Genomic DNA, 13913 nt, shown 5'->3' with positions numbered 1-13913 from the left:
ATGACGGTAAAGCCTCTGACAATCGTGCATCTGTTCCCCGAACTTTTGAACTTGTATGGCGATGGTGGCAACGTGATTTGCCTGCGCCGCCGGTTGGAATGGCGCGGCCTGCCTGTGGAAGTGCAGGAAGTGGGCATGGGTGACGCGATGGATTTTTCCCGTGCCGACATCGTGTTCATTGGCGGCGGTGCCGATCGCGAGCAGATGATCGTGAAAGACGCCATGATGGAGCGCAAAGCCGAGCTTTCGGCGTATGTTGCTGATGGCGGTGCACTCCTTGCCGTGTGCGGCGGCTATCAGTTCCTGGGGCACAGCTATGCGATGGACGACGTGGTGGTAGAGGGCTTGGGCATCATCGACATGGAAACGGTGCGAGGTGAGGGGCGCCTGATCGGTAACGCGGTCATCCAGAGCGATATCTGCGACATGCCCATCGTGGGGTTTGAGAACCACGGCGGGCGCACCACATTGGGCTCGGGCGTGAATCCGCTCGGCCGCGTGTTGGGCAAGACGTTCGGCAACAACGGTCAAGACGGCTTCGAGGGCGTGCACCAGGGCAACCTGATTGGAACCTATCTGCACGGCCCGCTTTTGCCTAAGAACCCCCAGGTGGCTGACTGGCTTATTGCGCGCGCATACGAGCGTCGCGGCAATGCGATTGAGCTCGAGCCGCTCGACGACGCCGAGGAGCTTGCTGCCAACCAGGTCATGGCTCGCCGCCTGGGAGTGGCATAAGAAGGCGATACTTAACGCGTCTGAAACGGATGACCTCACGTCAGGTGATACTATACCCGGATAAAGTGCTGCCGGCATGTTGGAGGAACAATGATCGATACGAAGGCATACGTCATCAAGCAGATCGAAGAGCGTGACATCCGTTTTCTTCGCCTGTGGTTCACCGATCTTCTAGGCGGCCTGAAAAACGTTGCCATTACGCCCTCCGATGTGGAATCCGCCTTCGAAGAGGGCGTGGGTTTTGATGGCGCGAGCGTAAACGGCCTGGCTCCGCTGCAGGAAAGCGACATGCTGGCGCACCCCGACCCCTCCACCTTCCAGATGCTTCCGTGGCGTCCCGCCAACAATGGCGTGGCACGCATGTTCTGCGATATCCGCACGCCCGACGGGGCTCCTGCGGCGGGCGATTCTCGCCAGATCCTCATGCGCGTGCTGGATAAGGCTTCCGACATGGGCTATTCGGTCAATGTGGGCACTGCCATCGAGTACTTCTGCTTCAAGAGCGACGAGGCGCCCGAGCCCATCGACCGAGGCGGCTACTTCGACCTTGCCCCGCTCGACAACGCGGCCGATCTGCGTCGCGACACCGTGCTCACCCTTGAGCAGATGGGCATCCCCGTCGAGTATTCGCACCACGAATCGGCGCCTGCGCAGCAGGAGATCGACCTGCGCTACAGCGATGCCCTTGCCGCGGCGGACGCCGTGATGACCTCGCGTCTGGTAATCAAGGAAACGGCATGCGAGCGCGGCCTGTATGCCACGTTCATGCCCAAGCCGCTCGAACATGAGCAGGGCAGCGGCATGCATATGCATATGTCGCTGTTCGACGGCACCGGCAACGCCTTCTTCGATGCCGATGACCCCGAGGGTTTTGGCCTTTCGTCGGTGGCAAAGCGCTATATCGCCGGCCTTTTGAAGTATGCTCCGGAGTATTCCCTGGTCACCAACCAGTACGTGAATTCCTACAAGCGCATCGTCTCGGGCTTCTGCTGTCCTACGCATATCTGCTGGGGCAATTCCAACCGCTCGGCCATGGTACGCGTGCCGCGTTACAAGCCCGCCAAGGGCAACTCCACGCGCGTGGCCGTGCGCAGCGTCGATTCGGCTGCAAACCCCTATCTGGCGCTTTCGGCTCTCATCGCCGCCGGTCTGCGCGGTATCGAAGAGAACCTTCAGCTGCCGGCACCGCTCACGGAAAACGCGTTCGAGCTTTCCGCCGCGCAGCGCGAGGAGCTGGGAATCGCCGCGCTGCCCACCGATCTCTCGCGTGCCGTGGACGCGTTCGAGAAGTCGGATTTCATGCGCGAGGTGCTGGGGGACGCCGCCCACGCTTGGCTTGTGGAGAACAAGCGCGCGGAGTGGGAGAAATTCCGCTCGCACGTGACACAATGGGAACTCGATCGATACTTGGCCACGCTGTAGAAAGGGGGCGTTGAGTTCATGCATTCGAAAACCATACTTGTTTCTTGCGGACGCACGATAACCCCCGAGCACGCTGCCACCCTGTTTGCCTCGATGGACGCTGAGGTGCGCGTGCTCAAGGCGCCCATCAGCCAGGTGATTTCCATGGGACGCAACCTCGACGCCGACTTGCTGGTGGTCGACGACACCGACGGGTCGTGCGACGTGGCGCGTCTCGCCCAGGCATTGACGGGCGGACCGGCCGCGCTGTTCCTGGTCGTCGACGAAGGCGATATCGAGACGCTGCGTCTTCCCATGCAGGTGTCGCTCGACTTTGCGTCGTCAGGGGCATCGGATGAAGAGATGAAGCTGCGTTGCCGCAGGCTTCTGTGGCCGGGCGAGGCCACGGCCGACGCCGATTTCGTGCATGTGGGTTCGATGACCATCAATCTTGCCACCTACCAGGTGAAAGTGGCGGGGGAGCCCATCGACCTCACGTTTATGGAATACGCGTTGCTGTCGTTTTTGGCCACGCATCCCGGACGCATCTATTCGCGCGAGGTGCTTCTGTCGCAGGTGTGGGGCTTTGACTATTATGGCGGCAGCCGCACGGTGGATGTTCACGTGCGACGCTTGCGTGCCAAGCTGGGCCCCGAGATGGCGCAGCATTTGGAAACCGTGCGCGGCGCAGGATACCTCTGGGTGAACTAGTAAGTGCCTCCTGCGAGATGTCTTGCATCGAGATCAGGGTTGGTTTCTGTCGCCCAGCGTTTTCGGAGGCAAGGCAGTCGTTCATGCTGCAGTTTTTCATGGGTCCGGCGAGTATTCTCGCCGGACTTTTTGCATAATGGCTGGTCAAAAGGGTGCAGTATTCTGCTCTATTTCTCATGGCGTGCGAAAACTGCAGCATGAACGACACTTTCCGCTCTGCACTCCCTAAACGCCTTGTTTCGCGCACGTAACCTAGCATTTCCTTCCTATTTCGTACGTGAATCGCTTTAGTTAACTAAAGCGATTCTTGAGTTTCTGCTCCAAGACCCGCCCCATAATTCGATGCGTTGCAACGCAATCCTACGCTCCTATGCGGGGAACCAGTATCAATGTAGAAGAAGGGAGCGGTAATGTTCGATTCAGGTACGACGGGCTTCATGATGGTATGCGCCATGCTGGTGTTCCTCATGACGCCGGCACTGGCGTTTTTCTATGGCGGCCTCACGCGTCGCAAAAACGTGGTCAATACGATGATCATGTCAGTAGGCGTTCTGGGCGTCGTTGGCGTGCTTTGGGCAGTGGCGGGATGGTCGCTCGCGTACGGAGGAGACGGGTCGAATCCCGTGTTCGGAGGATTTGACCAGCTTCTTTGCCAAGGAGTGCTGGCCAACCTTTTGAATGGGGCCGATGCGGCGCTTTCGCACGACACGTATCCCGCGCTTGTCGACGTGGCGTTCCAGATGGCATTTGCCATGATTACGGCCGCCATTATCACGGGCGCTGTAGCGGGCCGTATGAAGTTCGGCGCGCTGTTGGCGTTCGTCGCCGTGTGGTGCCTGGTGGTATACGCTCCGCTTGCGCACATGGTGTGGGGAGGCGAGGGCAGCCTGATTGGCGACACAATCGGCGCGCTGGACTTCGCCGGAGGCGACGTGGTTCACATTTCCTCCGGCCTCACTGGCCTGGTGCTGTGTCTGCTTCTGGGCAAACGCCGCGGATTCGGACTCATGTCGTATCGTCCGCATAATGTGCCATTTGTGGTGCTGGGCGCAGGGCTACTGTGGTTCGGATGGTTCGGGTTCAACGGCGGATCTGCCTTCGCGGCCGATGGCATCGCCGCCCTTGCGTTCCTCAATACCATGGCGGCTCCGGCTGCTGCCATGCTTTCTTGGATGCTGGTGGAGCGTGTGCGCACCGGCAAGGTGACGCTCGTCGGCGCCTGCACGGGCATCGTTGCAGGTCTTGTGGTTATCACGCCTGCTGCGGGCTTCGTGGATATGTGGGCCGCCGTGGTCATGGGCCTCATCGTGTCGCCCATATGCTATGCAGCGATCGCTTTCCTCAAGCCGCGCATAGGCTACGACGACGCGCTTGACGCATTCGGCTGCCACTGCGTGGGTGGCATCGTGGGCGGCGTTCTCACGGGCGTGTTCTGCGTGCCCGAGCTGTCGTGGACCGATTTCGGCGGCCTGCTGTACACGGGTGACCCCGCGCTGCTTCTGGCTCAGGTCGAAGGTATTGCTCTGACGGTCGTTTTCGTTGCCGCGGCGTCCGCCGTCATCGGTCTTGTCGTGAAAGTGCTGTTCGGCGGTCTGCGCGTGTCGGTCGAGGAGGAAGCCGAAGGCCTGGACGCCCGTCAGCACGGCGAGAGCGCCTACCCGTCGTTCAACGGTTTGGATTGATTTGCCGCGCAAATGAAGCGTGGATGTGCGGGCGAGCCATCCGACGTTCCGCTATTCGCGCAGTACGCTCAAAAGTAAGGAGCCATATCATGAAAAAGATTGAAGCAATCATCCGTCCCGCCAAGCTCGAGGCGCTCAAGGAGGCGTTGCTCGAACAGGGCATGAAGGGCATGACGCTCTCGCAGGTGCAGGGTTGCGGGAACAGCCACGGATGGAAGGAGTACTACCGCGGTAGCGAGGTCATCGTGAACATGCTTCCCAAGGTGAAGATCGAGATGGTGGTGGAAGACGCCAAGGTGGATGAAGTGGTGGAACTCATCTGTGCCACAGCGCGCACCGGCGAGGTGGGTGACGGCAAGATTTTCGTATCGCCCGTCGAGGAATGCATCCGCATCCGCACCGGTGCGCGCGGCGTGGAAGCGCTGTAGGATTCTGGGGGTCTCGCAATCCGTTCGAGCCTATGGCTTGAGCAATAAGCGGTAGGGCGGCTGCGTCGGATGATCGGTGCGGCCGCTTTTACGCGAATGTACGGAATTGCTGGCGATGCGCAACGGAGCGTAATTGGGCGGTCTCACCGCGAAACGCTGTGGTAAGATAGCGCAGTTATGCGCTAGGGGAGCAGTGCGTCCTTTGGCGCCATGGCAACCGCAAACCGTAATGCAAACCGCAGTATGACGTGAGAGGTAGAACGTGTTCGGTATAGGTGGATTCGAACTTTTCCTCATCCTGCTCTTTGGCTTTCTCATCTTTGGCCCTGATAAGCTGCCGCAGCTTGCCAAGACCATCGGAGCGGCCGTGCAGAAGTTCCGCAGCGCGCAGGACGAGATGAACAAGGTCGTCAAAACCGAGATTTACGACCCGCTGAGCAAAGATCCGGTGAAAAACCCGCTCGACGCCATCGACAAGGAAAACAAGCAGAAGGTGGAGAAGAAGGAATCCTTCGCCGCTCGCAAGGCCAAGTACGATAAAGAGCGTCAAGACAAAAAGAAGCGCGAGGCTGCAAACGAGGCTGCCAAAGAGGCGCGTGCTGCCGCTACGGCAGAAAAGGAAAAGGAAGCTGCCGCCGCCGCTGCTGCCGGTGCCGCTGGGACTGCTGCCGCCAAGCCTTCGCCTACCAAGGTGCACGAAAAGGTGATGGAGGCCCGGAAGGAAGCCACCGCTAAGGTCGCCGCCGAGGAGGAAGCGAAGCAGGCTGCCGAGCGCGATCTTGCCGATGAGCTTCTGGGTGCCAAAAGGCCCGTGAAGAAGGCTGCGAAGAAGGCCGATGCCGCCTCGTCTGCCGAGTCCTCTGCGGCTCCCGCTGAATCTGCAACCTCCGCGGATGCGTCCGCCTCTGCCCAGAAGGAGGAGAACTAATGCCTATCGGTCCGGCACGTATGCCTTTGTTCGACCATCTGGGCGAACTCCGTATGCGCTTGGTGCGCATCGTGGCGGCGCTGTTCATCGCCATGTGTGTTTTCTATCCCGCTACGCCTACTATCATCCAGTTCTTGCTGCAGCCTGCGGCGGAGTACCTGCCCCACGATGACGCGGGCCTCATCGCGCTGAACATCTTCGACGTGTTCGGCTTCTTCACGGTGCGCTTCAAGGTGGCGCTGTGGTCGGCCGTTGTTGCCACTGCTCCCATCATTTTGTGGCAGGTTCTGGCATTTTTCCTGCCCGCCCTTAAGCCCAACGAGCGCAAGTGGTTCATCCCCACGTTTGCCGCGGGCGTGACGCTGTTCATTGCGGGCACCGTGTTCTGCTACCTGTTCATCCTGAACCCTGCGGTTCAGTGGCTCACCGAGCAGGGCGCTGGCTTTGCCCAGGTGTTCCCCGACGCCAAGGCGTGGATCGACGTATTCATCAACTTCGAGATCGCCTTCGGCTTTGCGTTCGAGCTGCCGCTGATCGTGTTCTATCTGGTCATCTTCGAGATCATTCCGTACGCCAAGCTGCGCGAATCCTGGCGCACCGTGTACATCGTGCTCATGGTCATTTCCGCTATGGTCACGCTGGACGCTTCGCCGATCACCATGCTGTTGATGTTCGCTGCTATGGTGGTGCTGTATGAGGCCAGCCTCTTGATTGCTCGTCTGGTGCTGGGCAAGCGCGTGAAGCAGCAGAAGGAAGAGGCCGAGCGCGAGGCGCGCGAAGAGGCCGAATGGCAGGAAGAATGGGCCGCCACGAAGGACAAGATCAAGAAGCGCCTCGATAGCGACGAAGACTAGTCATAGCGGCCGTTTGTCTGCCGAAACCCATTAATTGCGCAAGGCGTCCGACACAAGTCGGGCGCCTTTTTGGTTCTCTGCGGAGTTTTCGGGCCGAATAGGGGATAGGTGGGTTTTGCGTCCGCGATTCTGTTATACCATGCGAAAGTGTTACATTTGCCGTAAGTCGTGTGCAACTACGGCGAATGAAGCCAGGTGTTTGTCCTGCAGCAAGAGCGTGTTGTTGGAGGCCGCTGTTGGCTGCATCGAATGTTCGTCGTGTAATACGCGATTGAGCAACAAAGGAGGAATGCGCCCCATGCACGAACTTGGAATTATGACCGGCGTCGTCGAGAGCGTGGGCGCGGCTGCGCGTAACGCGGGCGCTGACAAGGTGCTCAAGGTGTCGCTCTCCGTGGGCGTGATGACCGAGGCGATCGAAGACGCGCTTCAGTTCGCCTTCGAGGCGCTGTGCGAGCAGGATCCCCTGTTCGAGGGCGCGCAGCTCGATATCACCATGGTGCATCCGAAGAGCCGCTGCACCGAGTGCGGCCTCGTGTTCGACCATGACCGCTATCATGTGATTTGCCCTGAATGCGGGGGATTCGCCGAACTTCTGCAGGGTAAGGAATTGCGCATCGACAGCATCGAGGTGGATATTCCCGACGAGGAAGAAGAAACCGAAAGGAAGTCGTCATGAAGATAGATCTGCATCAGCCTATTCTTGACAAGAACGACCGCATCGCCAGCGAGAATCGCGACCTGTTCAAGGAGAAGCGCGTGTTCGTGCTGGACCTCCTGGCAAGCCCCGGCAGCGGCAAGACGTCCACTATCCTCGCCACCATCGAGGCGCTGCGCGACGAATTCAATATCGCTGTCATCGAGGGCGATATCGCCAGCAACGTTGACGCCGAGCGCATCAGCGCACAGGGCATCGCTGCGGTTCAGATTAACACCGGTGGCGCGTGCCACTTGGAAAGCGACATGATTCGCCGCGCCGTGAATGCGCTTGATTTGGACAACCTCGACCTTATTATCGTGGAGAACGTGGGCAACCTGGTGTGCCCCACCGACTTTGACCTGGGCGAGGGCGCTAAGGTTATGATTCTGTCGGTGCCCGAAGGCGACGATAAGCCGCTCAAGTATCCTGGCGTGTTCCAGGTGGCCGAGGCCATCATTTTGAACAAGGTTGACACCATGAGCGTGTTCAACTTCAACGAGCAGGCGTTCCGCGATGCCGTGACGCAGCTGAATCCGCAGGCGCCCATCTTCCCGATTGCCGCCACCAAGGGCGAGGGCGTTGAGGCTTGGGCCGAATGGCTGCGTGCCAAGATTCGCGCCATGCAGGAGGCGTAGGGCATGACCCCTGAAGAGCAATACCATACATGCGTGAATGGACTGCGTGAATTCGCGGCGGGCACCGGCGCGACCGATGTGGTGCTGGGGCTTTCTGGCGGAATCGACTCGAGCCTTGTTGCCTACATGTGCGTTGACGCGTTCGGCGCCGACCACGTGCATGGCTACATGCTGCCCGGCCCGTATTCCAGCGAGCATTCGCTTGTGGATGCGCAGGAGCTCGGCCGCAATCTGGGCCTGCATGTGGAACGCATCTCTATCGTGGAGCCCTATGAGGCGTTCGCCCATGTGCTCGGTCCCCATTGTGCCGCCGATTGCGCGTCGTTCACCGGGCTGGCCGCCGAGAATACGCAGGCGCGCTGCCGCATGGTGGTCCTCATGGCGCTTTCCAACGCGCACGGCTGGATGATGGTAAACACGGGCAACAAAAGCGAGGCCATGATGGGCTATTCCACGCTCTATGGCGATACGGCCGGCGCATACGCTCCCATCGGCGGCCTGTACAAGACCGACGTATTCGCCGTGTCGCGCTGGGTGAACCTCGCGGCGTGCGCCAAGGGTGACCTTCCGCCTATTCCGCAGCATGTGCTGGTCAAGCCGCCGAGTGCCGAACTCGCTCCCGGTCAGACCGACGAGGCAACGTTGGGGTCATACGATGAGCTGGATCGTTTGCTGATTGACCATGTCGAACGTGGCATGGACGCCGCCGCGCTCGTCGCCGCCGGCTACGATGCTGCCGAGGTCGAGCGCGTGACCAAGCGCGTCGCGTCCTATGCATTCAAGCGAGCCCTCGAACCCTCTTTCCCCGAGATTCCCTACGCGTAAGGCTATGGCGTCGGGCGCGCGTGCGGTTGGCGGTCTGTGGCTATCGCGGTTGCCTGCTCTTCTATTGACTTTGCTTGAGTGTCGGTTCAATGCTAAATTCAAAACGCAACTACGAGTTCAATACTCAACCTAAATGCAGATCAGAGTTCAATACTTGCTTCAAGTGCAGTCGATTATCGAATGACGCAAGTATTGAACTCTGATTCTCAATGTATGTGCTCTTACGGCTTTTCTTTGATGTCATAATGCCTGGTCGTGATTCGGGGGATAACGAAATGCTCCCCGTAACGCGTCTTCAAGAGTTCAATACTTGCGTCATTCGACAATGAGCTGCATCTGGCTTGAGTGTTGAACTCTTCACCTCATCCTGATTCGGAGGCATAAGAGAGTAAAAAACGTTTTTCGGTTCTCGCCTTGAGTATGGTAGTTAAACCATGGCGTGGCGGTCGAATTCCGTCTGCCCGAGAGGTTGGGTTCGATTTCTAAAAGACCCGCATGGTCAGGTATTTACCCAGAAGTAATCGATGTAGAGCCTTTTGCCGCTTGTCTATGTCGGATAGTTTTGATTTCCGATAGCATCGAAGCAATTTGGCCAGGTCGTTCGCGAACCCGGTGAATAGCTCATAATCCAAGAGCGCTTCTTTGGTTAAGGCTCGAACTTTGCTGCCTGAGTTTTCTAGCGCATTATGTTTTCTGGCATCGCGATGTATGTTTGATTCACCTGAATGACCAAGTTCGCCCTGGTATTCGACCACAACAATGCCGCGTTTTGAGTGCCACACTAAATCGCATTCAAAAGCATCGAGCGCGGAAATCGACCCATTCCAATTTCGAACCTGCATGGGCTGCTTGATTGCAACAGGGATATTCAGCTGCGGCTGAGGAAGGTTTCGCCCGCCATAATGGTAAGGCATCGAAAGCAAAAGGACGGTTGCCGTTTCCATGGGTGACCGGCTCCTGTCGAACACGTAGGGGAACGCGCGGCGTGCGATTGTTCTTCCGTGGAGTGAGTGGCACGAGGCAAGGTAGCTTTCGACTAGCTCCCGTGATGTAACGGGAGTGCGTTTGAAGAGGTCGGTGTCGAAACGTGTCGACTTGACCGACGAGGCATCTTGAGTTGCAGTTTTAATTCCGTATTTGCCACAGAGCATAGTGCCGTATTGGGAAAGGCGTTCAACGGGATAGACGGCCCCCATTTCCAAAAAGCTCAGTTCAGGGGAGACGACGGATAATTCGTTTCCAAATGAGAAAACGGAATGTCTCGGAGGCAGGACTTCACGCGCATGGCAAATCACGTTTGCTGCATGTCGGCGCTGTTTTAAATCGCGGCAGAGAAAATGAAGCGGCTCCCCGAGCTGCAGGGCGGGAATCGATTGCAGCCGTTGCATGAGTTCGCTGTCGGGCGGATCGAAATGCGTGGGCGTTGGGATTGGGTATGCAGTGGGCATGTCGGGGGCGCCGTAGGCGGTCCAGAATTTGACGGCTGATATGTTGCAAAGCGGTGGATACATGGCGGCATCCTATCACAGATTTCGCTGCGATTCTGAGAATAAAATATGTCTGCTATCTGGGGAAATGTGGAATATTGCTCGAAATGTCGTGCGGATCGTGAGTGGAATCCTGTGTGGATTGTCGGGCAAAAAACGGCTTTAGAGCGGTGTATGGTGGATGTTCTGGGTTGTCTCCTAATCCGATGTGCGTTTCATGAGGGCGAATGCGCTTCGTGGGCGTTTCGCATGGTTGGTGGGGGGGGGTGGTTTCGGCGAGGAATTGGCCAGAATCCGGCAAGAATGCGGTAAGAGTTCCGCAAGAATCCCGCAAGGTTGCAGCAGTGTTTGATTGGGATTGCGCAAGGTTTCGGCAAGGATTTGACGAGGTGAATTTTCATCATATGGAGAAGGCGTGATTGTCCTTTGGCGGCAGCGTGGCTGCAAGATAATTCAGCGCCCAGCGCCCAGCGCCCAGCGCCCAGCGCCCAGCCTTACGCCTGATGTTCTTAGCCATTTTTCTATGCGCGACTTGTTGCTCGCTTTATTGGCGTTACACTTACTGCGTGCGTGTTCTCATGGGCACGCAGCATGCGTGCACGCAGCGCGCGGGGCAGTCCTTCGCGAAGCGTGCCAGAGTTAATCGTCTCTTAGGAGGAAAGCCATGCCCAAGATCACCCGTGATCAGGTGAAGGTGCCCGTCGACGTCGCGGCAGACGCCCGCGAAACGTACATCGACAACTACATGGCCGCCACGCGCGGCACCGGTCGCCTGATGCTCTTCGCTTGCGACCAGAAGATCGAGCACATGAACGGCGACTTCTACGGCGAGGGCATTGACATCGCCGACCTCAATCCCGAGCATCTGTTCCAGATTGGCTCCCAGGGCGTGTGCGGCGTGCTCGCCGGCCAGCGCGGCCTTATCGCGCGCTATGCCGCCGATTACCCTGAAATCAACTATCTGGTCAAGATGAACTCCAAGACCAACCTGGTCAAAACCGCCCAGAGCGACCCCTACAGCCCGCAGCTGCATGACCTCGAGGCCGTGCTCGCCATGCGCGAGAACGGCGTGAACGTGGTGGGTCTGGGCTACACCATCTATCTGGGCAGCGAGTACGAGGCGGCCATGGTGTCCGAGGCCGGCCAGCTCATCGCCGAAGCCCACGAGAACGGCTTGATTGTCGTGCTGTGGATTTACCCCCGCGGCAAGGCTGTCACCGACGAGAAGGCCCCCGAGCTGATCGCGGGCGCCGCCGGCGTGGCTCTGTGCCTGGGCGCCGACTTCGTGAAGGTGAACCCGCCCAAAGCTTGCGCGGATTCCACCTCCGCCGAGAACCTGTCGATTGCCTCCAAGGCCGCCGGTCGCACCGGCCTGGTGTGCGCGGGTGGTTCCACCGTGGACGCTCAGACGTTCCTCACGCAGCTGCACGACCAGATTCACGTGGGCGGCGCATGCGGCAACGCCACTGGCCGCAACATCCATCAGCGCAGCCTGGATGAGGCCGTGCGCCTGACCAAGGCCATCAGCGCCATCACCCTGGCCGACTACTCCGTGGAAGACGCCCTCAAGGTGTTCAACGGCGAAGAGGATTTCGCTATTTAATTACGCTGGCTTACCAGCCAGCGTAATTACTCGATGAGTCGCTACGACGCTGTGCGGCGGCCGGGCATCCCATCTAGCCCCTTGTACAGCACTCGGCGCGTACCGCGATGCTATGCATCGCGCTCCCTCTCGGTCGCATAGAGAGGGACCAAACATGCCACAGGCATGTTTGCTGGTGCTGCGGCGGGGCTATCTGGGGCACCGGGCCGCCGCTCGCTGTTTTTGCATGCACCCAATGTTGATATAATTTTGCTCTGTGCCGATGCCGTCCTTCGGGGCGGCATCGTTGCATTTTGGGGAGTGGAATTGCCGCGGTTCGGTCGCGTACAGGCGGTGGGCGCGGTATCATGGTGCCAATCATCCCCAATCGATTGGAGGCGCCCATGGATTTCCCGTACCTGTCGGATTCGAAAGTGTTCTACGCGTTCAGCAAAGATCTTGAGCCGGCGCTTACCGTGCCGTCCGGCGAAACGGTGACCATCCGTACAAAGGACTGCTTCGGCAACCAGATTCAGATGCCGGATGACGAGATCGACAACATCGATTGGGACGCCATCAATCCTGCTACCGGCCCGATTTATGTGGAAGGCGCCAAGGCAGGCGGCGCGCTCAAGGTCGAGATCGAATCTCTTGCGTTCGACGGCACGGTCATATGCTGCACCGGTAAGGACGAGGGCGTGTACGGCGACCGCCTGGACGGATGGAGCAAGCGTGTGTGCTCCATCGAGAACTGCATGCTGACGTGGGATGACAAGGTGCAGCTGCCCCTGCGCCCCATGATCGGCGTCATCGGCGTTGCCCCGGCGGGCGATCCTGTGAACTGCGGCACGCCCGGCGCACACGGCGGCAACATGGACAACACCAAGGTCGCTCCCGGTGCCACGCTGTATTTCCCGGTGGCGGTCGACGGTGCCTTGTTCGGCTGCGGCGATATGCATGCTGTGATGGGCGATGGCGAGGTGAGCGTCTCCGGTGCTGAGGCTGCAGGCCATGCGACGGTGAAGCTGACGGCGCTGCCCGAGCTTTCTATCGACACGCCACTCATCGAAAACTTCGAGGAGTTCGGCGTCATCTACTCCGCCGAATCGCTGGATGCGGCTGCCGATGGGGCCGTGCATCGCATGGTTGACCTGGTGGCCGACCGCACGGGCGAAGATCCTGCCGACCTGGTGATGCTGTTCAGCCTGTGCGGCAACGTGGAAGTGTGCCAGATGGTCGACCCCGAGAAGACTGTACGCTTCATGGTTCCCAAGAAGGTGCTTGAGGCTTATGGATTCGAACTGTAAGTAGACATTAATAGTAAACTAACAACGAATTAGAGAGTTAGTATCTATTACATACTAACTCTCTAATAGTTTATCAATACTCATCACAAGGTTGTCAGGAGCACGAGTATGCAATTTGTGAGCCACAGCGTCGAAGATACTCAGGAGCTGGCACATCGCATGGCGCAAGCGGCGCAACCGGGCGATGTGATTCTGCTTGTGGGCGACCTTGGGGCGGGCAAGACCCACTTCACGCAGGGGTTCGCCTCCGGTCTTCACACTCCTGACGTTCCCACAAGCCCCACGTTCAACCTGGTGTGCGAATACCAGGGCGGACGCCTTCCGCTGTACCATTTCGATCTTTATCGCCTCGAAGACGCCTCGCAGCTAGACGATATCGACTATTGGGGAATCACCGAAGGCGACGGCGTAAGCCTGGTGGAATGGGGTGACAAGTTCCCCGAGGCGGCCGACGAGGCGTGCCTGACGCTCGACTTCGCCGTGGCGCTCGACGGCACGCGCACCATCGTCGCCGCCTCCGCAACCGAGCGCGGCGAAGCGCTTGTTGCGGCGGCTACGGCCTAGCCTTCAATTTCTTCTTGAGCGTCGCTCATTTCTCCCATGCGACGTGGTCGTTTGCTATCGTTCACATGTTTAGG

General features: G+C 58.9%; 14 protein-coding genes. 13 read left to right on the top strand and 1 reads right to left on the bottom strand.

Features of this window, described 5'->3' with window-relative positions:
- The 10 genes from Q0J60_RS04295 (at nucleotide 1) to nadE (ending at nucleotide 8899) form a co-directional block, all read left to right on the top strand.
- A complete protein-coding gene (locus tag Q0J60_RS04295; RefSeq protein ID WP_294439010.1) occupies nucleotides 1-735 on the top strand; it encodes a type 1 glutamine amidotransferase in 735 nt (244 codons plus the stop codon).
- Nucleotides 736-825: 90 nt separating this feature from the next.
- Nucleotides 826-2157, top strand: coding sequence for a type I glutamate--ammonia ligase (glnA, locus tag Q0J60_RS04290; protein ID WP_294439009.1), 1332 nt, complete (start codon nucleotides 826-828; stop codon nucleotides 2155-2157).
- Between the two features lie 18 nt (nucleotides 2158-2175).
- A complete protein-coding gene (locus Q0J60_RS04285) occupies nucleotides 2176-2847 on the top strand; it encodes a winged-helix domain-containing protein (protein ID WP_294439008.1) in 672 nt (223 codons plus the stop codon).
- Between the two features lie 410 nt (nucleotides 2848-3257).
- Complete coding sequence (locus Q0J60_RS04280) at nucleotides 3258-4529, top strand: ammonium transporter (RefSeq protein ID WP_294439007.1); 1272 nt, start codon at nucleotides 3258-3260, stop codon at nucleotides 4527-4529.
- A gap of 89 nt (nucleotides 4530-4618) precedes the next feature.
- Nucleotides 4619-4957 (top strand): P-II family nitrogen regulator, encoded by a 339-nt coding sequence (locus tag Q0J60_RS04275; protein WP_294439006.1) that lies wholly within the window; start codon nucleotides 4619-4621, stop codon nucleotides 4955-4957.
- A gap of 262 nt (nucleotides 4958-5219) precedes the next feature.
- Nucleotides 5220-5885: a twin-arginine translocase TatA/TatE family subunit gene (locus tag Q0J60_RS04270; RefSeq protein ID WP_294439005.1), complete on the top strand. Its 666-nt coding sequence runs from the start codon at nucleotides 5220-5222 to the stop codon at nucleotides 5883-5885.
- Nucleotides 5885-6739 (top strand): twin-arginine translocase subunit TatC, encoded by an 855-nt coding sequence (gene tatC / locus Q0J60_RS04265; RefSeq protein ID WP_294439004.1) that lies wholly within the window; start codon nucleotides 5885-5887, stop codon nucleotides 6737-6739. Before Q0J60_RS04270 ends, tatC begins: the two co-directional genes overlap by 1 nt.
- 298 nt (nucleotides 6740-7037) lie before the next feature.
- Complete coding sequence (locus tag Q0J60_RS04260) at nucleotides 7038-7418, top strand: hydrogenase maturation nickel metallochaperone HypA (protein ID WP_294439003.1); 381 nt, start codon at nucleotides 7038-7040, stop codon at nucleotides 7416-7418.
- A complete protein-coding gene (gene hypB / locus Q0J60_RS04255; protein WP_294439002.1) occupies nucleotides 7415-8074 on the top strand; it encodes a hydrogenase nickel incorporation protein HypB in 660 nt (219 codons plus the stop codon). The genes Q0J60_RS04260 and hypB overlap by 4 nt, the downstream gene beginning before the upstream one ends.
- Before the next feature lie 3 nt (nucleotides 8075-8077).
- On the top strand, nucleotides 8078-8899 hold the full coding sequence (nadE, locus tag Q0J60_RS04250) for an NAD(+) synthase (protein WP_294439001.1): 822 nt from the start codon (nucleotides 8078-8080) through the stop codon (nucleotides 8897-8899).
- A 482-nt stretch (nucleotides 8900-9381) separates the two neighbouring features.
- On the opposite strand, the gene Q0J60_RS04245 is transcribed toward nadE, so the two are convergent.
- The gene (locus tag Q0J60_RS04245; protein WP_294439000.1) at nucleotides 9382-10410 is read right to left on the bottom strand and encodes a hypothetical protein; all 1029 of its coding nucleotides are present in this window, start codon (nucleotides 10408-10410) and stop codon (nucleotides 9382-9384) included.
- A 640-nt stretch (nucleotides 10411-11050) separates the two neighbouring features.
- On the opposite strand from Q0J60_RS04245, the gene Q0J60_RS04240 reads away from it, so the two are divergent.
- The 3 genes from Q0J60_RS04240 to tsaE all read left to right on the top strand — a co-directional run bounded on the left by Q0J60_RS04240 (nucleotide 11051) and on the right by tsaE (nucleotide 13839).
- Complete coding sequence (locus tag Q0J60_RS04240) at nucleotides 11051-11989, top strand: aldolase (protein ID WP_294438999.1); 939 nt, start codon at nucleotides 11051-11053, stop codon at nucleotides 11987-11989.
- A 347-nt stretch (nucleotides 11990-12336) separates the two neighbouring features.
- Complete coding sequence (locus Q0J60_RS04235; RefSeq protein ID WP_294438998.1) at nucleotides 12337-13275, top strand: acetamidase/formamidase family protein; 939 nt, start codon at nucleotides 12337-12339, stop codon at nucleotides 13273-13275.
- 108 nt (nucleotides 13276-13383) lie between these two features.
- Nucleotides 13384-13839, top strand: coding sequence for a tRNA (adenosine(37)-N6)-threonylcarbamoyltransferase complex ATPase subunit type 1 TsaE (gene tsaE, locus Q0J60_RS04230; protein WP_294438997.1), 456 nt, complete (start codon nucleotides 13384-13386; stop codon nucleotides 13837-13839).
- Nucleotides 13840-13913 lie beyond the last annotated feature (74 nt).

The sequence above is a fragment of the uncultured Slackia sp. genome (genome assembly GCF_944321625.1).
Taxonomy (GTDB): Bacteria; Actinomycetota; Coriobacteriia; order Coriobacteriales; family Eggerthellaceae; genus Slackia.
The sequence above is the reverse complement of the archived record's forward strand: the minus strand, read 5'-3'. Positions and strand labels throughout refer to the sequence as shown.